Source organism: Streptomyces sp. NPDC093064 (genome assembly GCF_044754605.1).
Lineage (GTDB): Bacteria > Actinomycetota > Actinomycetes > Streptomycetales > Streptomycetaceae > Streptomyces.
On record NZ_JBIVPK010000002.1, the window covers coordinates 29,607 to 51,074 of the forward strand.

Genomic DNA, 21,468 nt, shown 5'->3' on the forward strand with positions numbered 1-21,468 from the left:
GCCGGGGGCCACGGGGGCACGGCCCGTGCGCGTCAGCGTTCCAGGATCACCCTGCCGCCGACCTCCGCCCAGCCGCCCGGCTGGGGTGCCGTCAGGATCTGCGAACCCGCGCCCTGGACGATGTTCAGGGCACGGCCCAGTCGGGCCGTCAGTAGCAGGGCCGCCGCTCCTGTTGCCTCGTCCTCCTCGATGCCGTCGTCGCGGCCGGGGAAGGCGCGGGCGCGGATGCGGCCGGCGGCCTCGTCCTCCCAGGACCAGGCGTAGATCCACTCGCCGGGCGGCGGTACGGGCAGGTCGTCGACCTCGGCGGCGGTGGCGTACTGGCGCAGGGTGCGCGGTGGGGCCCACTCCGGGCGTGCCTCGATCCAGGTGAACTCGCCGTCCAGGCGGGTGCCCACGGTGCCGACGGGGGTGACCAGTTCCGGCACGTCCAGGAGCCACGCCACCCCGACGCAGGGGTGGCCCGCGAACGGCAGGCGCAGGGTGGGGGTGTAGATGTCGACGACGCCGCGCTCGGGGTCGTCGACGAACACCGTCTCGCTGAAGCCGAGTTTGGCGGCCAGCTCCTGGCGGTCGTCCTGGTCGGGGACGAGCGAGCCGTCGCGTACGACACCGAGTTCGTTGCCGTAGCCGCCGCGCGGCCCGCAGAAGACGCGCAGCACGTCGTAATCGGTCACCCGGGCATTGAAGCATCGCGGCGGCGGTGCCGTCCGAACGGGACGGCACCGCAGCCGACGCGGATCAGGCCTGCGTGTCGCGCCGCCTGCGCAGTGCGAAGAGCACGCCCGCGCCCGCCGCCACGGTCGCCGCGGCGGCCACGCCCAGGGCATCGACCGGGACGTCCGAGCCGGTGGCGGCCATGCTGCCGCCGATGCCGCCGGTGGTGGAGCCGATGCCGCCGGTCGTCGAGCCGGTACCGCCCGTGCCCCCTGTGCCGCCGGTGGTGCCGGTGCCGCCCGTGCCGGTGCCGCCGCCCGAAGTGCCGTTGCCGACGGGGAGTTCGGCGCCCTCGGTGAGGGCGACGGACAGGTTCACCGGGTCGAGCGCGGTGCCCTTGTCGTAGAAGCCGCCGAACGCCTTGGCGCCGGCCTCGGTCAGCGTCGCCGTCACGTCATTCACGGTGATGACGTCATTCTTGGCGGTGAGCTTGGCGGAGCCGGCCTTCAGGTCCGCCAGGACCACGTTCGGCGACTTCTCGCCGAGGCTGGTGACATCGGCGGTCAGCTTGCCGGACCCGCCGTCGAGGGCGGCCCGGACATGGTCGAGGGTGAGGTCGAGCCCGTAGCCGCCGCCGTCGCCCTCGCCCTGGTGGCCCTTGAAGTTCACCGAGCCCTTGAACGCGGCGGAGAGGGTGCCGGCCTCGGTGTCGTAGGTGCCGGTGGCGTCGGCGAAGGTGAACGCGCCGTTGCCGGACGCCTGGGAGGCGCCGTCCGAGGTCGTGATCCGGCCCTTGGCCACCGGGCCCACGACATAGCCGCGGAAGGAGTCCTTCACGCCCCAGGTCAGCCTGCCGTCGGCGATGTCGCCCCGGGCCGGGGCGGGCGCGGTGGAGGCGTACGGGGAGGTGGACGTCGTGGGCTTGCCGGTTTGGGAGGCCGAGTCACTGGGCTTCGGGGACGACGGGCCGCCGGTCTCCGACGCGCTCGGCGAGGCCGACGAGGTGGGCGAGGACGTCGGTTCGGGCGAGCCCGTCTCCGACTTGCTCGGCGACGGGCTCGGCGACGCCGTGCCCTGCTTCTTCACCACCGACAGCGGGTCGCCCGCCGCGCCCGCGTAGGAGGGGCTGCCGAGGAAGGTGCCGGCCTCGGTGGTGAGGGTGGTGGCCAGGCCGCTCATGTCCGCGCCGGTCGGTGCCGCGACCTCGGCGAACGGCACGTCCTGCCGGGTCGGGCCGTCGTCGGCGGTCAGGTCGGCGGTGAGGACGCCCGTGGCGCTGTCGTACCGGAAGTCGCTGAGCACCCGCTTGAAGCCGTGCACCGACGACTCGGCGACGAGGGTGCCCTTGAAGGCCAGGTGCAGCGTGTGGTGGGTGCTGTCGTAGGTTCCCTGGCCGTCGGTGAGAGTGAAGACGCCGTTGCCGTCGGCCTGGGAGGCGCCGTCGGCGGCGGTGAACGTGCCCTTGGTGTAGGGGCCGGTGACGTAGTTGCGGTACGACTCCTTGATGCCCCAGCTCAGTTCGTAGCCGGTCAGCGGCACGGAGGCCGCGGCGGCACCGGGGGCCGTGGCCAGGGCGGCGGCGCCCAGCGCGGTGGCCGTGGCCACGGCGGCGGCGAACATCACCGGCCGTCTGCGGGCGCGGGTGACGGTGGCGGACATGACGGTTCTCCTCGTGGCGGGGTCCGCCTGTGGGGCGGCGGAGGGGATCAGGACCTGGGGGGGTTGGGGGGAGGGGGCTTGGGGGTCCGGCCGGCCGAGACGGCCGGGCAGGTCACGACCCGGCGGACGGCTCCTCGTCGGGCCCGGAGGCGGGAGCGGCGTCGGAACCGGAGGCCGCGTCAGCGGAGTTCGCGGAGGCGCCCGAACCCGCGGCGGACGCCGTACGGTTCCTGCGGCGGAAGAGCGCCGCCCCGCCGAGCGCCACGACCAGCGCACCGCCCACGGCGAGCGCGACCGGCAGGGCCGGGATGCCGTCGTCGCCGGTGGCCGCGACCGGCTCGGCCGAGGGGGCGGGGGCGGGGGCGACCGTCGTGGGTGCGGGGGCGGGGGCGGCCGTCGTGGGTGCGGGCGAGGCGGTGTCGGTGACCGCGCTGCCCAGGTCGGGCAGGGCGGGCAGCTCGGCGGTGTCGGTGAGGGCGACGGCCAGGGACACCGGGTCCATCGCGGTGCCCGCCGGGTACATCCCGCCGAACGCCTTGGCGCCGCGTGCGGTCAGTTCGGCCGGGGCCTCGGTCATCTCGGCCAGTCCGTCGTGGGCGGTCAGGTCCTTGGCGGCGAAGGTGACCAGAGGGACCTTCGCGGCGGTCAGGCGATCGCCCGCCACGTCGGCGTAGAGCGTGCCCCTGCCCTCGGCGACGGTGACGCGGACGGCGCTCAGTTCCAGGTCCAGGCCGTGCGCGCCGGTGAAGCGCACGGTGCCCTTGAACGAGGCGTCGAGTGCGCCCTTGTCGTACGTGCCCCGGCCGGCGGGGAAGCGGAAGAGGGCGCCGCCGTCCTGGGCCCCGTCGGTCAGGGTCCACTTGCCGCGGGCGATGTCCCCGGTGACGTACTCGCGGAAGGTGCGGCGCACACCCCAGTCGACTGCGCCGTTCACGAGCGCCTGATGTGAAGTGGTCTTCTTCCGCGCGGGCTTGGAGGGAGTGGGCGTGGGCGACGGTGCCGCCGTCCTCGTGGCCGGGCGCACGTCCGCCGCGAGGCTCAGCGGGTCCAGCGGGGTTCCGGCCGTGTAGTAGCCGGCGAAGGACCGGGCGCCCTGGGCGGTGAGGGTGGCGGGCAGGTTGTTGAGGACGACGGCGTCGCCGCCGCCTCTCATGTCGATTCCGCCCAGGGAAAGGGTGGCGAAGGGCACTTGGGCGGACGTGGCGACCGCGCCGGTGTTCCTCGACTTGCTCACGACGTCCACGTAGAGCGTGCCGGTGGTGCCGCTGACGCTCACGGTGGGACGGCTGAGGGTGAGGTCCAACTGGTACCCGCCGCCCGCCTCCTGGTGGCCGACGAAGCGGACCCCGCCGGAGAAGGCGGCGCGGAACGCGCCCGTGGTGCCGTCGTAGGTGCCCGTCGCCGAGTGGAAGCGGAAGCCGCTGCCGCCGACCGTGGCGGCACCGCCGGTCAGGGAGAAACTCCCCTTGGCCATGGGCCCGGTGACATAGCTCTGGAACGAGGACTTGATGCCCCAGTCGAGCCGGCCGCCCTGCACGGAGCGGTTGGCCGCGTGCGCGGCGGGCGCCGGCAGTAGGGCTGACAGCAGGGCCACCGTGAGCACGGCGAGGGCCGGGCACACCGCGGTGACCAGGGTACGAGGGCGCGCGGGCATGGAAGTCCTCCGGATCCGCAGCCGGTAGCGAACAAAGGTAAGGCTAACCTAAGCTGACTCCGCCGGAAGATCGGCATCGACGACGAGAGAACGGACCGAGCCGTGCGACGCTTGCGCACACAACTGGCGACAGCACTGGTGTCGGTGCTCGCCCTCGCCCTGACCACGACCGGGTGCGAAGGGCCCGCCGAGGCCTCCGCCGCCGCGACCACGACGGTGCCGAGTCCGGTCGCCGACCGGGTCGAACCGCTGACGGACACGGCCGCGACCCGGTTCCCCGTCACGGTCGAGTCCGCCGACGGCAGGAAGGTGACCGTCCGGAAGGCGCGGCGGATCGTGCCGCTGTCCGGCAGCCTCAGCGAGATCGTGTTCACGCTGGGCCTGGGCGACCGGGTCGTCGCCCGCGATGTCACGGCCACTTTCGAACAGGCGGGGAACCTCCCGGTGGTGACCCGCAATCACGACGTCTCCGCCGAGAGCGTCCTGTCGCTCGCCCCCGACCTCGTGATCGCCGAGACCGCCTCCGGGCCGCGGGAGGCCATGGACCAGATCCGCGCCGCGGGCGTGCCGGTGCTCGTGGTCGACCCGGCCAAGGGCCTGGACGACGTCGGGCCGCGCATCCGGGCGGTCGCCGGCGCACTCGGCGTCCCGGCGGCGGGCACGCGGCTGACCCGGCGCTCGCAGGACCGGATCGCCGCCGTACGGAAGGCGATTCCGGCGCACGCCGACCATCCCCGCGTCGCCTTCCTGTACTTGCGCGGTTCGGCCTCCGTGTACCTCATCGGCGGCGCCGGGTCGGGCGCGACCTCGCTCGTCGAGGCGGCGGGCGGGATCGACGCGGGCGCCGACTCGGGGCTCACCAAGGACTTCACCGCCATCACCACCGAGGCGCTGGCGAAGGCCGCGCCGGACGCGATCCTCGTGATGAGCAAGGGCCTCGAGTCCGTCGGCGGCCTCGACGGGCTGGTGAAGATCCCGGGCATCGCCCAGACACCGGCCGGCATGGAGCGCCGGGTCGTGGCGATCGAGGACGGCGTGCTGCTCAACTACGGTCCGCGCACGGACCAGGTGCTGCGGTCGATCGTCGCCCAGCTGTACGCGGACGGTGCCCGGTGACGGCGCTGGACGACAAGCCCGTACGCCCCCCGCGGGCGGCGCCCGCGCCCGCAGGCCGGAAGCGGCGCGGCACGTCCTGGTTCCTGACGGGTGCTCTGGTGCTCGGTCTGCTCGTCCTGGTGCCGGTCGCCGCCGGGACCGGCGCGTACCCGGTCCCGACCGGCGAGGTGCTCTCCTCCGTACTGCACCGGATCGGCCTCGGCGGCAGCGGTCTCGACCGGGTCGCGGAGTCGGTGCTGTGGAACGTGCGCTTCCCGCGCATCGTGCTGGCCCTGCTCGTGGGCGCCTCACTGGGCTGCGCGGGCGCGCTGATGCAGGGCGTGTTCGGCAATCCGCTGGCCGAGCCGGGCGTCATCGGGGTCTCCTCGGGCGCCGCGGTCGGCGCGGTCGCCGCGATCGCCCTCGGTCTTGACTTCCTCGGCACCTGGACGGTCCCGGTGGCCGCCTTCGCGGCGGGCCTGGGCACGGTCCTGCTGGTGTACGCCATGGCGCGCTCGGGCGGCCGTACGGAGGTGGTGACGCTGATCCTCACCGGGATCGCGGTGAACGCCTTCGCGGGCGCGCTGATCGGGCTGTTCCTGTTCTTCGCGGACTCCGCCGCGGTCAACCAGATCACCTTCTGGCAGCTCGGCTCGCTCTCCCAGGCGACCTGGCCGAAGGTCATGGCCGTCCTGCCGTGCGCGGTGCTCGGGCTGGGCATCGCGCCGCTGTACGCGCGCCGTCTGGACCTGCTCTCGCTCGGCGAGGGTCCGGCCCGGCACCTGGGCGTCGACGTGGAGCGGCTGCGCATCGTGCTGGTGCTGGTGATCGCCCTGTTGACCGCGGCGGCCGTCAGTGTCTCCGGCATCATCGGCTTCGTCGGCCTGGTCGTACCGCATCTGCTGCGGATGGCGGCCGGGCCCGGGCACCGCTTCCTGGTGCCGGGCAGCGCTCTGCTCGGCGCGCTCGTCCTGCTCGCCGCGGACCTGGCCGCCCGCACCGTCGCCGCACCCGCCGAGCTTCCGCTCGGCGTGCTCACCGCACTGGTCGGCAGCCCGTTCTTCTTCTGGCTGCTGCGCCGCACCCGCCGCAGGCAAGGAGGCTGGGCATGAGACTGCCGAGGATCCGACCGGTTCCCCCCGCACCGGCCCTGGCCGGTGACGTGCTCGCCGAGACGGAGGCGCTGCATGTGCGCCGGGGCGCCCGCGAGGTGCTCGACGGCGCCGACGTCGCGGTCCGCGCGGGTGAGGTGCTGGCCCTGGTGGGCCCCAACGGCGCCGGGAAGTCGACCCTGTTGGGCGCGCTCGCCGCCGATCTCCCGCCCACGCGGGGCATGGTGCGCGTCCACGGCCGCCCGGCCCACGAGTGGTCCGCGCCCGAACTCGCGCTGCGCCGCGCCGTGCTGCCGCAGTCGGCGGCGCTCTCCTTCCCCTTCGCCGTGGAGGAGGTCGTACGGATGGGCCGAGCCCCGCACGCGTCCTCGGCCTCCCCGGACGAGGACGAGCGGATCGTGGCCGAGGCGATGGCCGCCACCGAGGTGACCGCGTTCGCCGCGCGCCCGTTCCCGGCGCTCAGCGGCGGCGAGCGGGCCCGGGTCGCGCTCGCCCGGGTGCTGGCCCAGCGGGCAGCGCTGCTGCTGCTGGACGAGCCGACCGCCGCGCTCGACCTGAAGCACCAGGAGATGGTGCTGCGGCTGTGCCGGGAAAGGGCGCACGCCGGGGACGCGGTCGTCGTGGTGCTGCACGACCTGGGGCTGGCCGCCGCGTACGCGCACCGGGTCGCGATCCTGTGCGCCGGCCGTGTCGTGGCCGACGGACCGCCCGCCGAGGTCTTCTCCGAGGCACTGCTCTCCCGGGTCTACGACCAGCGGGTGGAAGTGCTTCCGCACCCGCGTACGGGCGCAGTCCTGGTGATCCCCAGACGGAGCACTTGACTTATCTTTGACCATCCCTTTGCCCATACTTGACGCATTCGCGATCAACTCGTTCCCGCACGCGGATCATGAGACCTGAATCACGGTCAGCACGGGTAGGAATCAGGTAAGCCTCGGTTAAGTTAGGCAAGCCTCACCAATGGTCGTGAGGTGTCAGGTCACCTTCCAGCCACTTCCGGGAGCCCTCGCATGCGAGCCGTCCGCCTCTCCGTCATCACCGCCGCCGCAGCGGTCGCTCTGACCGCCGTGACGGCCTGTACGCAGAAGAGCGGCACACAGGACGGCGACCGCGTGGTCGATGTGACCGCGAAGGACGACGCCTGCGAGGTCTCGAAGAAGGAGTTCCCGGCCGGGCACGTCGAACTCGCCATCGAGAACAAGGGCTCGAAGGTCACCGAGGTCTACCTCCTCTTCCCGGACGACCGGATCGTCGCCGAGCGCGAGAACATCGGCCCCGGCATCAAGCAGAAGGTCACCGCCGAGGTGAAGGCCGGCGACTACGTCATCGCCTGCAAGCCGGGCATGAAGGGCAAGGGCATCCGCCAGGAGGTCAAGGCGGCCGGCGGCACGACCGCCAAGCGCGACCCCAAGCTGGACGCGGCCGTGGCCCAGTACCGTCAGTACGTCCAGGAGCAGGCCGACGAGACCCTCCCCCGCGTCGAGGCCTTCGTGAAGGCGATCAAGGCCGGCGATCTGCCGGCCGCCAAGAAGGCGTACGCGATCTCCCGCCTCGGCTGGGAGCGCACCGAGCCGGTCGCGGAGTCCTTCGGCGACATCGACCCCAAGGTCGACGTCCGCGAGGACGGCCTGGAGGACGGCCAGAAGTGGACCGGCTGGCACCGCCTGGAGAAGGCGCTGTGGAAGGACGGCAAGATCGGCGCCGAGGAGAAGACGCTCGCCGGGCAGCTCCTCACCGACCTCCAGGACTGGCAGAAGCGGGTCGGCACCGCCGAGATCACCCCGACCTCCATGGCCAACGGCGCCAAGGAACTCCTCGACGAGGTCGCCCAGGGCAAGGTCACCGGCGAGGAGGACCGCTACGCCCACACCGACCTGGTCGACTTCAAGGGCAACGTCGAGGGCGCGCAGAAGGCGTACGAACTCCTCAAGCCGGTCGCCTCGAAGAACGACCCGGCGCTGGCCAAGGAGCTCGACAAGCAGTTCGCCGCGCTCGAGGCGCTTCTCGACAAGTACCGCACGGACAAGGCGTCGTACGAGTTCGTCTCCTACGACAAGGTCGGCAAGGACGACCGCAAGGAGCTCTCGGACGCGGTGAACGCGCTCGCCGAGCCGCTGTCCAAGCTCGCCGCGGCCGTCGTGAAGTAGAGGGCGGGAGATGACCGAGACCCAGAACAGCACTCCGTCCCGCCGCGCCGTGATCGGCTGGGGCGGGGCCGGGATCGCGCTCGGCGCCGTCGCGGCCGGCGGCGCGGTGGCGATGACCAAGACCGGATCCGACCTCGACCCGGTCGGCGCGGAGGCGGGCGGCGCGGTGGAGTTCCACGGCGCCCACCAGGCCGGCATCGCCACGCCCGTGCAGGACCGGCTGCACTTCGCCGCGTTCGACGTGAAGACCGACGACCGCGCCGAGTTCGTGCGGATGCTGAAGGACTGGACCGCCGCCGCGCGCCGGATGACTGCCGGCAAGGAGGTCGGGGAGGGCGCGTACGGCGGACTCGCCGAGGCGCCGCCCGACGACACCGGCGAGGCGCTGGGCCTCAAGCCCTCGCGGCTGACGCTGACCATCGGCTTCGGGCCGTCGCTGTTCGAGAAGTTCGGGCTGGAGGACAGGCGGCCGGCCGCCCTGGTGGACCTGCCCAAGTTCCCCGGCGACAACCTGGACCGCTCCCGCACCGGCGGTGACCTGTGCATCCAGGCCTGCGCGGACGACCCTCAGGTCGCCGTGCACGCGATCCGCAACCTGGCCCGCATCGGCTTCGGCAAGGTCGCCGTCCGCTGGTCCCAGCTCGGCTTCGGCAAGACCTCCTCCACCACCCCGGACGCCCACACCCCGCGCAACCTCTTCGGGTTCAAGGACGGCACCCGCAACATCGCGGGCACCGAGAACGGCCGGCTGGACAAGTTCGTCTGGGTCGGCGACAAGGACGGCGGCGCGGACGACACCTGGATGCACGGGGGTTCGTACCTCGTCACCCGGCGCATCCGGATGAACATCGAGACCTGGGACCGGGCTCCGCTCCAGGAGCAGGAGGACATCTTCGGCCGGGACAAGGGCGAGGGCGCACCGGTCGGCAAAGCCACGGAGCACGACGAGCCGTTCCTGAAGGCGATGAAGCCCGACGCGCACGTACGGCTCTCGCACCCCGACGCCAACGGCGGGATCACGATCCTGCGCCGCGGCTACTCCTTCACCGACGGAACCGACGGCCTCGGCCGCCTGGACGCCGGACTGTTCTTCCTGGCCTACCAGCGCGACCCGCGCAACGGGTTCATCCCGCTCCAGCGCAAGCTGGCGGCGTCGGACGCGCTCAACCAGTACATCCAGCACGTGGGTTCGGCGGTCTTCGCGATCCCGCCCGGCGTGCGTGATCCGCACGATTGGTGGGGGCGCACCCTGCTGTCCGAGGAGGCGTGACCCGTGTTCTCCAACTATCTGATCGGCCTGCGCGAGGGACTGGAAGCCAGCCTCGTCGTGTGCATCCTGATCGCCTATCTGGTCAAGACCGGCCGCAGGGACGCCCTGAAGCCCGTCTGGGCCGGTATCGGCATCGCGGTCGCCATCGCCATGGGCTTCGGCTGTGTCCTCGAATTCGGCTCCCAGGAGCTGACGTTCGAGGCCAAGGAGGCGCTCGGCGGCGGCCTGTCGGTCCTCGCCGTCGCCCTGGTGACCTGGATGGTCTTCTGGATGCGGCGCACCGCCCGGCATCTGAAGTCCGAACTGCACGGCAAGCTGGACCAGGCGCTGGCGATGGGCACGGGCGCGCTGGTCGCCACCGCGTTCCTGGCCGTGGGTCGTGAGGGCCTGGAAACCGCCCTGTTCGTGTGGGCGTCGGTCCACGCGGCCTCCGACGGCACCCCGCGTCCGCTGATCGGGGTCGCCCTCGGCCTGGCCACGGCGGTCTTCCTGGGCTGGCTGTTCTACCGGGGCGCGCTGCGGATCAACCTTGCCAAGTTCTTCACCTGGACCGGCGCCATGCTGGTCGTCGTCGCGGCGGGGGTGCTGGCGTACGGCGTCCACGACCTCCAGGAGGCCGCCTGGGTGCCGGGGCTGGGCAACCTCGCCTTCGACATCAGCGGCACCATCCCGCCGGACAGCTGGTACGGCACGCTGCTGAAGGGCGTGTTCAACTTCCAGCCCGACCCGACCGTCATCCAGGTCACGGTGTGGCTGCTGTACCTGGTCCCGACGCTCACGCTCTTCTTCGCCCCGGTAGGGTTCGCCTCCGGGAAGAGGAAGGTTTCGGTGGCTGATGAGCAGGGTTCGCGGCCCTCACAGGCTTCGCAGGCTTCGCAGGCTTGAGCGTTGGGCGACGGCGGCGGTCACGACGGCCGCGCTGACGCTGACAGCGAGCGGGTGCGTGGTGGTGCACGGGGAGCGTGAGGTGCTTCCGGCCACCACCCCCGCAAAGGCCGCGAAGGCGCTGACACGGTTCACCGACGCCTACAACGAGGCCGACAAGGCCTACGACCGCACCCTGGACGCGGACTTCGTCACCGGCGCGCTCGGCGCCATCGACGGGGCGCGGCTGAAGGCGGGGCGCACCAACAACCCGGGCGGCAACTCGGCGCACACGCCGCTGACGCTGACGGACGCGAAGTTCACGATCCCCAAGAAGGCGGGCTGGCCGCGCTGGTTCCTCGCCGACGCCAAGGGGAACAAGGGCGGCAACCAGCGCTGGCTGCTGGTGTTCCTGCGTTACGGCGCCACCGAGGAGTGGCGGGTGGCGTATCTGACGCTGGCGGCCCCCGGCGACGTGCCGGAGTTCCGGAAGGACACGGACGGCCTGGCCGAGGCCCTGCCCGAGAGCAGCACCGAACTGGCGGTCGCGCCCGGCGACTTGAGCAAGGACTACGCGACGTACCTGGCCGGCGGCGGGGACGCCTTCGCCGACGGCACCCACACCACCGGCTGGCGCAAGCTGCGTACCAGGGCCGCGAGCCGGCCGGGGCTGGCGCGGCAGTACATCGACCAGCCCATGGCGGACGGCGCCTACGCCCCGCTGGCGCTGCGCACCGCGGACGGCGGCGCGCTGGTGTTCTTCGCCACCCGCCATTACGAGAAGCAGACCGCCGCCGAGGGGGCCTCCGTCCCCACCCCCAACAAGGACGTCCAGGCCCTCACCACGGGCGAGGTCAGGCAGTCCCTGACGATGGAGTTCATATCCAACGAGGTGGCCCTCGACCCGCCGAGGGGCGCGGCCGGACAGCGGGTGTCGATACTGGCCCGCGTCCAGGGCCTCACCTCGGCCCGGGGCGAGTAGCGCCCGGGACCCGCACGGACCGCGCACACGGCGTCCGGGACGAAACCCCCGGGCCACGAAGGTTCAGTGGTGCAGGGGCCAGGTGGTGGAGTGGGGGTCCGGCTCCTGGGCGGCGTGGCGGGCGCAGGCGTCGGTGAGGGGTTCCAGGAGGCTCAGGGGGTCCGGGAGGACGTGCTCGGGGCCGCGCAGCCAGCGCACCTGCTGGTCGTCGTCGCCGGGCAGGCGGGCCGGCGGGACCAGGACGTAGGAGCCGCGGCAGTGCCAGCGCAGGCCCGGGTGCTCGTCCATGGTCTCCGGATGGCAGTCCAGCTCGCAGGGCCACCACTCGTCCTCGTCCTCGGGCGTGCCGCGGGTGAGGGTGAAGAACAGCATGCGGCCGTCGTCGCTCTCGGCGACCGGACCGACCTCGACGCCCTCGGCGAGCAGCCGCTCCAGGGCCTCGCGGCCGGCCTCCAGGGGCACGTCGAGGACGTCGTGCACCATTCCGGTCGCGGTGATGAAGTTGGCCTGCGGCTGGTGCCGGGCCCAGCGCTCGATCTGGGCGCGGTCGGTGGTCGACTGCGTCTGCCAGGCGAACGACACCGGGTGCCGGGCGGGCGTGGGGCAGCCGACGCGGTCGCAGGAGCAGCCGTATCCGGTGGCCGGGTGCGCGGCGGGCGCGAGGGGGAGTCCCGCGGTGGCGGCGGCGAGCAGCAGGTCCTCACGACCGCCGTCGCCGGCCGTCTCCTTGGGGCGGCGTCCCCGCAGCCACCTGGTGAGTTTGCCCTGCCGGCCGGTGCGGTCGCCGAACTCCGCGCTCATCTATCCCCTGACCTCGCTGGTGTGGACTGCATGCCCCATGCTCCCACCATCCTCCGCCTCGGGGGGCCGGAGCCCGCAACCGGGGTGGTGGCGCCCGCCTCCGGGGTGGCCGCGGCGGCGCTCAGCGCGGCGCGAGCCCGTACAGGGCGTAGTCGACGAGGGTGTCGGTGTACTCGTAGGAGATCGGCGCGGTGCGCTGGAGCCAGCGCTGGGCGAGCGGGGAGACGAAGAGCTCCAGGGCGATGCGCGGGTCGACGCCGGGGCGTACGGCGCCGGCGTCCTGGGCCGAGCGCAGCCTGCGGACGTACAGCTCCAGTTGCGGCTGGAGCAGCTTGGCCACGAACTCCCGGCCGAGCTGCTCGTTCACCACGCCCTCGGCGGCCAGGGCCCGGGCGGGCGCCTCGAACGCCGGGTCGAACAGCTCGTCGACGGTGGCGCGCAGGACGGCCTTGAGGTCGGCGGCGAGGTCGCCGGTGTCGGGGATCCCGTCCGGCTGCCCCTCCCCCTGCGCGTCCCCCTGCCGGGCCGCCGCCTGCTCGCCGAGGTCGAGGAACGCCTCCATGAGCACGTCCGCCTTCGAGGGCCACCAGCGGTAGATCGTCTGCTTGCCCACGCCGGCCCGCGCGGCGATCGACTCGATCGTGATCTTCGGGTACCCCGTCTCGGCGACGAGCGCGAGCGCGGCGGCGTAGATCGCGCGGCGGGACTTCTCACTGCGGCGGCTGGCGTCGGGGGCGGGCTTGTCGGGCATGCGCCGACGGTAGCAGGGGCGTGAGACGACGCGTCTCGCCGCTCCTTCCGCACCGTGCGGGGCCGGCGGCTAGCGCGTCGGGTCGGGGGGCGGCCAGGGGTCGCCCCAGTCCGTGTCGCGGGCCGCCTTGTACAGGTCGCCGTGGCGTTTGGTGACCGTCTCCCGTCGCAGGCCCTCGTCGGGCGCGCACAGGTTCAGCAGGACCTGGCCCTTGCGGATCTGGGGGCGGCGGACCACGCGCGCGGGGGCCGGGGCGACCGGGAAGCGGGTGGCGGCGACGTAGCTGAACTTCTCGTCCTCGTAGGCGAGGGAGCCGCCCTTGACCTGGCGGTGCAGGGAGGACCGGCTGACCCGGGCCGAGAAGTGGCACCAGTCGGTGCCGGGCACGATCGGGCAGGCGGCACTGTGCGGGCAGGGCGCGGCGACCTGGAAGCCGGCCGCGATCAGCCGGTCCCGGGCCTCGATGACACGGGCGTAGCCGTCGGGTGAGCCGGGCTCGACGACCACGACGGCGCGGGCGGCGGCCGCGGCGGCGTCCACGACGGCCGTGCGGTCGGCCTCGGTCAGCTCGCCCAAGACGTAGGAGACGGTGACGAGGTCGGTGTCGTCGAGGGTGAGCGCTGCGCCGATCCGGGCGCGCTGCCAGCGGGCGTCGCGCAGGGCCGGGTCGGCCTCGGCGATCTCCCGGCCGAGGGCGAGCGCGGGCTCGGCCCAGTCGAGCACGGTCACCGGCCGGACGCCGTCCCAGGTGGCGCCGACGGCCCAGGCGGCGGCGCCGGTCCCGCCGCCGACGTCGGTGTGGCTGCCGGGCGTCCAGTCGGGCGCGGCCTCCGCGAATGCCTCCAGCGCCGAGCGGACCGCCTCGAAGGTGGCCGGCATCCGGTAGGCGGCGTAGGCGACCACGTCCGCGCGGTCGCGCAGGATCGGCGCGTCGGTCGGGGTGCTCCCCCGGTAGTTGGCGATCAGCCGCTCCACGGCGCCCGCGGCCTGCCGGGGCGGCAGCCCGTCGAGCAGACCGGAGAGCGCGGAGCGGAGAGTCTCCGACGGGGGTACGACGTCATTCACCATCCGATTCTCTCAGGCCCACCACGCCCCCCAAACCGCCGCCACTACTCAGCTCCAACGGTCCGACCCACGCCTCCCACCTCGTGCCGGCCGGGTTGCGACGAGCCGCCCCGGACCCGCTCGCGCCCCTCAGGCCCGGCGGACCGACCGTGCCGCTCGGGCCAGGCGGGTTGCGGCTGCGCGTGGGGCACTTGTCGGTGGGCGGCGGCGAGGGTAGACCGTGTTGGCCAGGAGGATCAGGAACGTGCCGGTGAAGCCCGTGTGGGCCGCCGCACCGCCATCCGCCGGCTCGCCCATGAACCGCGGCTGACCCACGGCGAAACCCAGGCCCGTCAAGCTGCCCAGACCGCGCTCGCGCCTCCCAGGCCCGGCGAGCGCCGCGGACCACTCCCGCCTCCCGCGGCCGACAGGCCCCAAAGACTGCCCGCGCCGCTCAGCTCCCGCGACCCGCCCGGACCGCCCACGCCTCCCAGGCCCGACACACCGCCCGGACCGCCCGCGCCACTCAGGCCCGGCAGACCATCCGGACCGCCCGCGCCCCTCAAGCCCGGCGGGCCGTCCGGGCCGCTCGGGCCAGGCGGGTTGCGGCTGCTGCGCGTGGGGTGCTTGTCGGTGGGCGGCGGCGGGGGTGGACCGTGTTGGCCAGGAGGACCAGGAAGGTGTCCGTGGCGGGGTCCAGGACCAGGGACGTGCCGGTGAAGCCCGTGTGGCCCGCCGCACCGCCGCCCGCCAGTTCGCCCATGAACCACGGCTGGTCCACGGCGAGGCCCAGGCCCGGCGGGGCGAGCAGCAGCTCGACGAAGTCGGGGCCGAGGATCCGGGCGGGGCCGTAGGAGCCGCCCGCGAGGAGCGTGCGGCAGAAGACCGCGAGGTCGGGGGCCGTCGAGAACAGGCCCGCGTGCCCGGCCACACCGCCCAGCGCCCAGGCGTTCTCGTCGTGGACCTCACCGCGCAGCATCCCCCGGTCCGCCTTGGCCCACGGCCGCCGCTGGTCCTCGGTGGCCGCCGCGCCGGGGCACGGGCCGAAGCGGGTCGACGCCATGCCCAGCGGGCGGGTGATGCCGTCGCGGACCAGGACGTCCAGGGTGCGGCCGGTGATCCGCTCCAGGACGTGCTGGAGCAGCAGCGGGTTGAGGTCCGAGTAGGTGTACGTGCCGGGTTCGCCCACCGGGGCCTCCGCGCGCAGCATCGCCGACCGGGAGGCGTCGTCGGGGCAGTCGTACAGCGGGAGTTCGGGGCGCAGCCCGGAGGTGTGGGTGAGCAACTGCCGTACGGTGACGCCGTGCGCGGCGGCCGCCCGGAACTCCGGCAGGTACGCCCCCACCCGCGCGTCGATGCCCAGCGTGCCCCGCTCGATCTGCTGCACGACGGCGACCGCGGTGAACAGCTTGGTGAGGGAGGCCAGGTCGAACGGCGTGTCCAGGGTCATCGGCACCCACTGGGCGGGCGGCAGTTCGACCCCCCGGTCGGTGTCGGGGTCGTAGGAGGCGTACCGCACCGCCCAGCCCGTCGCCTCCGCGACGGCGACCACCGGACCACGCCCGGCGATCACGACGGCGCCCGCCGCCCAGGGATCCTCCCCGGTGGTGAGATCGTGGACCTCGCGGACGAGGTGACGCAGCTCGGCGGGGTCCAGTCCGGCCTTCTCCGGTGTGTCCCCGCGCAGTCTCGGTGCGCTCAGCTCTCCTCCCCCGGGCCCTCGGCCGCACGTGGCCTCCAGGGACGGCACATTCCCATGAAGCAGGCCAGCGCCACCAGTGCGGCCGCCAGTTGGACCAGCGCCATGGGCACGGCGGTGTGCTCCCCGGCGATCCCGACCAGCGGGGAGGCGACCGCGCCGATGAGGAAGGAGGACGTACCGAGCAGGGCGGACGCGGAACCGGCGTGCTGCCGGGTGCGCATCAGGGCGAGCGCCTGGGTGTTGGGCAGGGTGACGCCCATCGCGGACATGAGCACGAAGAGCGCGGCGGCCACCGGCACCAGGCCCACGTCCCCGAAGACCCCCGCGGCCATCAGCAGCAGGCCGGTCGCGGCCAGGATGACCACGGCGAGGCCGACGGCCAGCACCCGGTCCAGGCGGACCCGGCCGACCAGCACCCGGCCGTTGATCTGGCCCACGATGACCAGCCCGACCGAGTTGAGCCCGAACAGCAGGCTGTACGTCTGCGGGGAGGCGCCGTAGATCTCCTGGATCACGAACGGCGAGGCGGCTATGTACGCGAACAGCGCGGCGAAGGCGAAGCCGCCCGCGAGCAGGTACCCGGTGAAGGCGCGGTCGGCGAGCAGCCGGCGCATCGAACCCAGCGTCTCGCCCACCCCGCCGCCGTGCCGCCGGGCGGGCGGCAGGGTCTCCGGGAGCCGGGTCCAGACCACGACGGCCAGCAGCGCCCCGACCACCGTGAGGACGACGAACACGCCCCGCCAGTCCGTCACCCGCAGGATCTGCCCGCCGATCAGCGGCGCCACGATCGGGGCGACCCCGGAGATCAGCATCAGGGTGGAGAAGAAGCGGGCCATGGCCACGCCGTCGTACAGGTCCCGGACGACCGCGCGGGCGATCACGATGCCGGCCGCGCCCGACAGGCCCTGGGCCAGCCGGAAGGCGACCAGCGTCTCGACGTTCGGGGCGAACGCGCACAGCGCGGTGGCGAGGACGTAGACGGCCAGCCCGGCCAGCAGCGGGCGGCGGCGCCCCCACCGGTCGCTCATCGGACCGACCACGATCTGCCCGAGCGCCATGCCGGCCAGGCAGGCGGTCAGCGTGAGCTGGACGGTCGCGGCCGGGGCGTGCAGGGACCGGGTGACCTCCGGCAGCGACGGGAGGTACATGTCCATCGCGAGCGGGGGCGTCGCGGTCAGCCCGCCGAGGATCAGGGTCACCAGCAGCCCGGCACTGCGGGCCGCGCGCGCCGATGGTCCGGCGAGTCCCCGCTCCGGTACGGCCGTCCGCGGCGCGTGCGGCGCCGGCGCCCCACCCTCCGACATGTGTGACCCTCCCTCTCCGGCCCTCACCGGCCGTCTTCGGCCTTGTCCGGCCCTCTCCGTCTGATCCGCCGCCTATGCTCTCAGCTCGTACACCGTGCCGAGGAACGCGTGATCGAGGGTGGGGTCCGGGATGTCGGAAGTGTCCGGGGTGGCGGAAAAGACGGTGCGCTGGGGGATTCTGGCGACCGGCCAGATCGCGGCCGCGTTCACCGCGGACCTGGTGGACCTGCCGGACGCCGAGGTCGTGGCGGTGGCCTCGCGCACCGAGGAGCCGGCGAAGGCGTTCGCGGAACGGTTCGGGATCCCACGGGCCTACGGCGACTGGGAGGCGCTCGCCCACGACCCGGACGTCGACGTCGTCTACGTCGCCGCCCCGCACGCGGCCCACCGGGCGGCCGCCGGCCTGTGCCTGGAGGCCGGTCGGAACGTGCTGTGCGAGAAGCCGTTCACGCTGAACCTGCGGCAGGCCCGGGAACTCGTCGCACTCGCCCGGGAGCACGACCGGTTCCTGATGGAGGCCATGTGGATGTACTGCAATCCACTGGTACGGCGCCTGAAGGCACTGATCGAGGACGGCGCGATCGGCGAAGTGCGCACCGTCCAGGCCGACTTCGGGCTGGCCGGCCCCTTCCCACCCTCGCACCGGCTGCGCGACCCGCGCCTGGGCGGCGGGGCGCTGCTCGACCTCGGCGTCTACCCGGTGTCGTTCGCGCAGTTGCTGCTCGGCGAGCCGTCGGACGTGACGGCCAGGGCGGTGCTCTCCGCGGAGGGCGTCGACCTCCAGACCGGCGCGCTGCTCTCCTGGGACGGCGGCGCGCTGGCCCAGTTGCACTGCTCCATCACGGGCTCCACGGCGACCCGCGCCTCGGTCACCGGCTCCGAGGGCCGGATCGACGTGCCCTCCGGCTTCTTCCACCCGGAGCGTTTCGTGCTGCGCCGGCACGGCCGTGAGCCGGAGGAGTTCACCGCGGATCCGGCCGACGGTCCGCGCACCAGCCTGCGGCACGAGGCGCTGGAGGTGATGCGGGCCCTGCGCGCCGGTGAGACGGAGTCGCCGCTCGTACCGCTGGAGGGCACCCTGGCGGTGATGCGGACGCTGGACGCGGTGCGGGAGCGCATCGGCGTGCGGTATCCGGGGGAGGCGGGCGGACCGGAGGCCGGCCAGGACCGGGAACCCGCGCTCGCCTGAGCCCCGCGGCATCGGGCGGGCATCCGTATGGCGGACAGTGGATTCCGCGTGGCGGACCGTCCTCGTACGCTCCGTGCCATGACCGACAGGCAATCGAAGATCGCCGTGGTGACCGGCGCCGGCTCGGGCATCGGGCGGGCCGTCGCCGTGGAACTGCTGCGCGCGGGCTGGTCCGTGGCCCTGGCGGGGCGCCGCCCCGAGACGCTGGAGGAGACGGCGGCGCTCGCCCCGGAGGCCGCCTCCCTCGCCGTACGCACCAACGTGGCCCGGCCGGACGACGTGGCCGCGCTGTTCGCGGCCACCGTCGAGCGGTTCGGACGCGTCGACCTGCTGTTCAACAACGCGGGCACGTTCGGACCGGGCGGCGTGCCGGTGGAGGACCTGTCCTACGAGGCGTGGCGGCACGTGGTGGACACCAACCTCAACGGGGCCTTCCTGTGCGCGCAGGCGGCGTACCGGCAGATGAAGGAGCAGGACCCGCAGGGCGGCCGGATCATCAACAACGGCTCGATCTCGGCGCACACGCCCCGGCCCCACTCGGCGCCCTACACCGCCACCAAGCACGCCCTGACCGGCCTGACCAAGGCGCTCTCCCTGGACGGGCGGCCGTACCGGATCGCGGTCGGGCAGATCGACATCGGCAACGCGGCCACCGACATGACGGCCCGGATGGAGTCGGGCGCCCTCCAGGCCAATGGGGAGGTGGTCCCGGAACCCGTGATGGACGTCGCCGACGTGGCCCGCACCGTGCGGCACATGGCCGAGCTGCCGCTGGAGGCGAACGTGCAGTTCGCGACGGTCATGGCGACGACGATGCCGTACGTGGGGCGGGGCTGAGCGGTCCGGAACGGAGCCGAACGGCCCGGGACGGACGGCGAAACGGGCCGGACCGGAGTCCAACGGCCCGGGACGGACGGCGAAACGGGCCACCGACGGGCAATCTGCACAAGCGGAGTTCCAACCTCCGTACCATCGGGGCCGGTAGCACACCTATGCTCGACATCTCCTCCATCAGAGCTTCACAGTTGGAGCGGCGCACTTCCGCCGGCCGGACCCAGAGCCACATCTCGGGGGGGGGGAAGGCGGCAGTCGTTCCACGCCACCGGTCGGGGGTGGACCCCGCGGGGGGACCGCGAGGTCCGCACCGGTGCGTGGAACGGCTGCCGCACATACGGCTACGGCTCAGACGGCTGCGACTCAGCGCCGGTGGCGGCCTCCGGAGTCGGCGGCCGCGGCCCAGCGCCGGCGCAGCGCCCACATACCGCCGGTCAGCAGCGCGACCGTTCCGCCCGCGCCCTCCAGCAGCCGCCAGGCCGAGGGGCGGCCGGCCGCCGCGCCCGGCGGGCCGGCGGCGGCCTGCTTCTCGGGCGGCGCGCCCGCGTCCACCTTCGCCCCGCCCTCGCTCAGCGGCTCGACCAGCGTGCCGACGGGCTGCGCGGAACGCCCCTGCCCGAAGCCCCAGTCGAGCAGGGCGGCGGTCTCCTCGTAGACGGCGTTGCTGCCGGTCGGGGGGTTCAGCACCGTGGCCAGCAGGGTGCGACCGCCGCGTACGGCCGCGCCGGTGAAGGTGTTTCCGGCGTCGCTGGTGTAGCCGTTCTTCACCCCGATCAGGCCCTTGTACGCCCTCAGGCCCCACGCGCCGGTCAGCAGGCGGTCGGTGTTCTGGATCTGGAAGCTCTTGTTCCGGCCGGCCGGGAAGTCGGCGTCGTGCGTGCCGCAGTAGCGGCGGAAGTCGGCGTTGCGCAGCCCGTGCCGGGCGATCAGCGTCAGGTCGTACGCCGAGGACAGCTGACCGGGGTGGTCGAAGCCGTCGGGGCTGACCACGTGGGTGTCCAGGGCCTGGAGGTCCTCCGCCCTGGCCTGCATCTCGGCGACCGTCTTCGCCACCCCGCCGTTCATGTGCGCGAGCACGTGCACGGCGTCGTTGCCCGAGCGCAGGAACACGCCCTGCCACAGCTGCTCCACCGTGTAGGTGGTCCCGGCCTGAATCCCGACGAGGCTGGAGCCCATGGGGATGTCGGCCAGCTCGGCGTCGGTGACGGTGTGCCGCTCGGCCCGGTGGAACTTCCCCAGCACCGTGTCCGCGAACAGCATCTTCAGCGTGGAGGCGGGCGCGAGGGGCTGGTGCGCGCGGTGGGCGGCGAGCACGTGACCCGTCTCCCAGTCGGCGAGGAGCCAGGCACGGGCGGTGAGGCGGGCGGGCAGGCCGGTGGCACCGCTCACCTGCACCCCCGCACGGGCCAGCCGCGCGCCGCCGATCACGCCGGCGGCGCGGGCGGGGGGCGCGGCCGCGGCCGGGCCGGTGGCGGTCATGGCGGTCAGCGGGGCGGCCGTGGCCAGGGTGAGCAGGGAACGCCGGGACAGGTGGGGGGACCGAGAGGAATCACGCACCCGGGGACCGTACAGAGCGAGTCCGAGCCCATGCGTGACATGTTCTCAAAGCCTGATCAAAAGATCATCAAAGGACAGGTTACCGAATGCCCTGTCGGATTACCCTCACCGCCGGCTCCACGCCCGCTCACCGCCCCAGGACGCGGGCGGTCCCGGCCGGCTGGGCGGCGGTCGGCGGGCCCTTGGCGAGCGCGCCCGCGTTCTCCTCGGCTTGGGCGGCCGAGCGGAATCCGGGGACGGGAACGGTCCGCCCGCTGCACGCCCACAGCCGGGCCAGGGCGCCCTGGGCGAGCGTACGGCCGCCGCTGGTCAGGACTTCGCACAGCGCCCCGGCGCGGGCCGGCCGCTGCGGGTCGGCGCCGGCGAGGTCCCGCTCCTCGCACAGCGCGAGCATCGAAGGCGCGTCCTGATGCACGTTCAGCGCGTGCTGCACGGCCATGCAGTGCTCGCCCTCGGCGACGACAGCAGGTGCTGTGCTACGCCTGGCCGGTCTCGAACCGCGAGATCCGGCCGTCGTCGGCGATGGTGAACGACCACCGCGTGCGCATCTCGCCCCAGGTGTCGTTGCAGTAGCGGGCCAGGAGGGCGCGGCCGCCGGCTGACTCCTTGTCGACCTCCATGTGGCCGTGCGTGGAGAAGATCTCCTCCTCGATCCACTCGGCGAGGTCGCGGTCGGTTCCGTCGTCCGCCATGGTCGCGCCGGGCGCGAGGAGTTGCATGAAGCCCTCGCGGTCGTGCGCGTTGACGGCGGTGACGAAGGCACGGACGGCCGGGTCGCTCAGTCTGGCGGTCTGAATCGTCATGTCGGCAGCGTCACACCGGTCCCCGGACCCCGCCACCCGAACG

19 protein-coding genes and 1 pseudogene are annotated in these 21,468 nt (G+C 73.5%); 9 read left to right on the forward strand and 11 right to left on the reverse strand.

What is annotated here, in order from left to right:
• Positions 1-32: 32 nt before the first annotated feature.
• The 3 genes from ACIQFZ_RS03020 to ACIQFZ_RS03030 all read right to left on the reverse strand — a co-directional run bounded on the left by ACIQFZ_RS03020 (position 33) and on the right by ACIQFZ_RS03030 (position 3,970).
• On the reverse strand, positions 33-677 hold the full coding sequence (locus ACIQFZ_RS03020) for a PhzF family phenazine biosynthesis protein (protein ID WP_383057497.1): 645 nt from the start codon (positions 675-677) through the stop codon (positions 33-35).
• Positions 678-741: 64 nt separating this feature from the next.
• A complete protein-coding gene (locus ACIQFZ_RS03025; protein ID WP_402690468.1) occupies positions 742-2,316 on the reverse strand; it encodes an HtaA domain-containing protein in 1,575 nt (524 codons plus the stop codon).
• Between the two features lie 112 nt (positions 2,317-2,428).
• Positions 2,429-3,970, reverse strand: a complete 1,542-nt coding sequence (locus ACIQFZ_RS03030) for an HtaA domain-containing protein (RefSeq protein WP_402690469.1) — start codon at positions 3,968-3,970, stop codon at positions 2,429-2,431.
• A gap of 102 nt (positions 3,971-4,072) precedes the next feature.
• Here ACIQFZ_RS03030 and ACIQFZ_RS03035 point away from each other — a divergent pair, with 102 nt between their 5' ends.
• The 7 genes from ACIQFZ_RS03035 to ACIQFZ_RS03065 all read left to right on the forward strand — a co-directional run bounded on the left by ACIQFZ_RS03035 (position 4,073) and on the right by ACIQFZ_RS03065 (position 11,440).
• Positions 4,073-5,086, forward strand: coding sequence for a hemin ABC transporter substrate-binding protein (locus ACIQFZ_RS03035; RefSeq protein WP_402690470.1), 1,014 nt, complete (start codon positions 4,073-4,075; stop codon positions 5,084-5,086).
• Positions 5,083-6,177: a FecCD family ABC transporter permease gene (locus tag ACIQFZ_RS03040; protein ID WP_402690471.1), complete on the forward strand. Its 1,095-nt coding sequence runs from the start codon at positions 5,083-5,085 to the stop codon at positions 6,175-6,177. The genes ACIQFZ_RS03035 and ACIQFZ_RS03040 overlap by 4 nt, the downstream gene beginning before the upstream one ends.
• Positions 6,174-6,998, forward strand: coding sequence for a heme ABC transporter ATP-binding protein (locus ACIQFZ_RS03045; RefSeq protein WP_402690472.1), 825 nt, complete (start codon positions 6,174-6,176; stop codon positions 6,996-6,998). Before ACIQFZ_RS03040 ends, ACIQFZ_RS03045 begins: the two co-directional genes overlap by 4 nt.
• Positions 6,999-7,187: 189 nt before the next feature.
• Positions 7,188-8,324 carry an iron uptake system protein EfeO gene (gene efeO / locus ACIQFZ_RS03050; protein WP_365427408.1) on the forward strand — a complete coding sequence of 379 codons (1,137 nt, stop codon included), beginning with the start codon at positions 7,188-7,190 and terminating at the stop codon, positions 8,322-8,324.
• Positions 8,325-8,334: 10 nt separating this feature from the next.
• On the forward strand, positions 8,335-9,594 hold the full coding sequence (efeB, locus tag ACIQFZ_RS03055) for an iron uptake transporter deferrochelatase/peroxidase subunit (RefSeq protein WP_365427411.1): 1,260 nt from the start codon (positions 8,335-8,337) through the stop codon (positions 9,592-9,594).
• Positions 9,595-9,597: 3 nt separating this feature from the next.
• Entirely contained in the window at positions 9,598-10,479 is an 882-nt protein-coding gene (gene efeU / locus ACIQFZ_RS03060) for an iron uptake transporter permease EfeU (protein WP_402690473.1), read from the forward strand.
• Positions 10,430-11,440 (forward strand): hypothetical protein, encoded by a 1,011-nt coding sequence (locus ACIQFZ_RS03065; protein ID WP_402690474.1) that lies wholly within the window; start codon positions 10,430-10,432, stop codon positions 11,438-11,440. The genes efeU and ACIQFZ_RS03065 overlap by 50 nt, the downstream gene beginning before the upstream one ends.
• 63 nt (positions 11,441-11,503) lie before the next feature.
• On the opposite strand, the gene ACIQFZ_RS03070 is transcribed toward ACIQFZ_RS03065, so the two are convergent.
• The 5 genes from ACIQFZ_RS03070 to ACIQFZ_RS03090 all read right to left on the reverse strand — a co-directional run bounded on the left by ACIQFZ_RS03070 (position 11,504) and on the right by ACIQFZ_RS03090 (position 17,042).
• Entirely contained in the window at positions 11,504-12,241 is a 738-nt protein-coding gene (locus ACIQFZ_RS03070) for a bifunctional DNA primase/polymerase (protein ID WP_402690475.1), read from the reverse strand.
• Positions 12,242-12,362: 121 nt separating this feature from the next.
• The gene (locus ACIQFZ_RS03075) at positions 12,363-12,992 is read right to left on the reverse strand and encodes a TetR/AcrR family transcriptional regulator (protein ID WP_365427423.1); all 630 of its coding nucleotides are present in this window, start codon (positions 12,990-12,992) and stop codon (positions 12,363-12,365) included.
• A 69-nt stretch (positions 12,993-13,061) separates the two neighbouring features.
• Positions 13,062-14,060 (reverse strand): small ribosomal subunit Rsm22 family protein, encoded by a 999-nt coding sequence (locus tag ACIQFZ_RS03080; protein ID WP_402690476.1) that lies wholly within the window; start codon positions 14,058-14,060, stop codon positions 13,062-13,064.
• 538 nt (positions 14,061-14,598) lie between these two features.
• A complete protein-coding gene (locus ACIQFZ_RS03085) occupies positions 14,599-15,786 on the reverse strand; it encodes a serine hydrolase domain-containing protein (protein WP_402690477.1) in 1,188 nt (395 codons plus the stop codon).
• On the reverse strand, positions 15,735-17,042 hold the full coding sequence (locus ACIQFZ_RS03090) for a multidrug effflux MFS transporter (RefSeq protein ID WP_402690478.1): 1,308 nt from the start codon (positions 17,040-17,042) through the stop codon (positions 15,735-15,737). Before ACIQFZ_RS03090 ends, ACIQFZ_RS03085 begins: the two co-directional genes overlap by 52 nt.
• A gap of 130 nt (positions 17,043-17,172) precedes the next feature.
• Here ACIQFZ_RS03090 and ACIQFZ_RS03095 point away from each other — a divergent pair, with 130 nt between their 5' ends.
• Both ACIQFZ_RS03095 and ACIQFZ_RS03100 read left to right on the forward strand, forming a co-directional pair.
• Entirely contained in the window at positions 17,173-18,231 is a 1,059-nt protein-coding gene (locus ACIQFZ_RS03095; protein ID WP_402690479.1) for a Gfo/Idh/MocA family protein, read from the forward strand.
• Positions 18,232-18,309: 78 nt separating this feature from the next.
• Positions 18,310-19,068 (forward strand): SDR family oxidoreductase, encoded by a 759-nt coding sequence (locus tag ACIQFZ_RS03100; protein WP_402690480.1) that lies wholly within the window; start codon positions 18,310-18,312, stop codon positions 19,066-19,068.
• A 360-nt stretch (positions 19,069-19,428) separates the two neighbouring features.
• On the opposite strand, the gene ACIQFZ_RS03105 is transcribed toward ACIQFZ_RS03100, so the two are convergent.
• The 3 genes and pseudogenes from ACIQFZ_RS03105 to ACIQFZ_RS03115 all read right to left on the reverse strand — a co-directional run bounded on the left by ACIQFZ_RS03105 (position 19,429) and on the right by ACIQFZ_RS03115 (position 21,425).
• Positions 19,429-20,622, reverse strand: coding sequence for a D-alanyl-D-alanine carboxypeptidase family protein (locus tag ACIQFZ_RS03105; RefSeq protein ID WP_402690481.1), 1,194 nt, complete (start codon positions 20,620-20,622; stop codon positions 19,429-19,431).
• 127 nt (positions 20,623-20,749) lie between these two features.
• Positions 20,750-21,088 (reverse strand): annotated as a pseudogene (locus tag ACIQFZ_RS03110) (aldo/keto reductase); the annotation flags it as partial.
• Between the two features lie 10 nt (positions 21,089-21,098).
• Entirely contained in the window at positions 21,099-21,425 is a 327-nt protein-coding gene (locus ACIQFZ_RS03115) for a nuclear transport factor 2 family protein (RefSeq protein WP_365419647.1), read from the reverse strand.
• Positions 21,426-21,468: the final 43 nt, after the last annotated feature.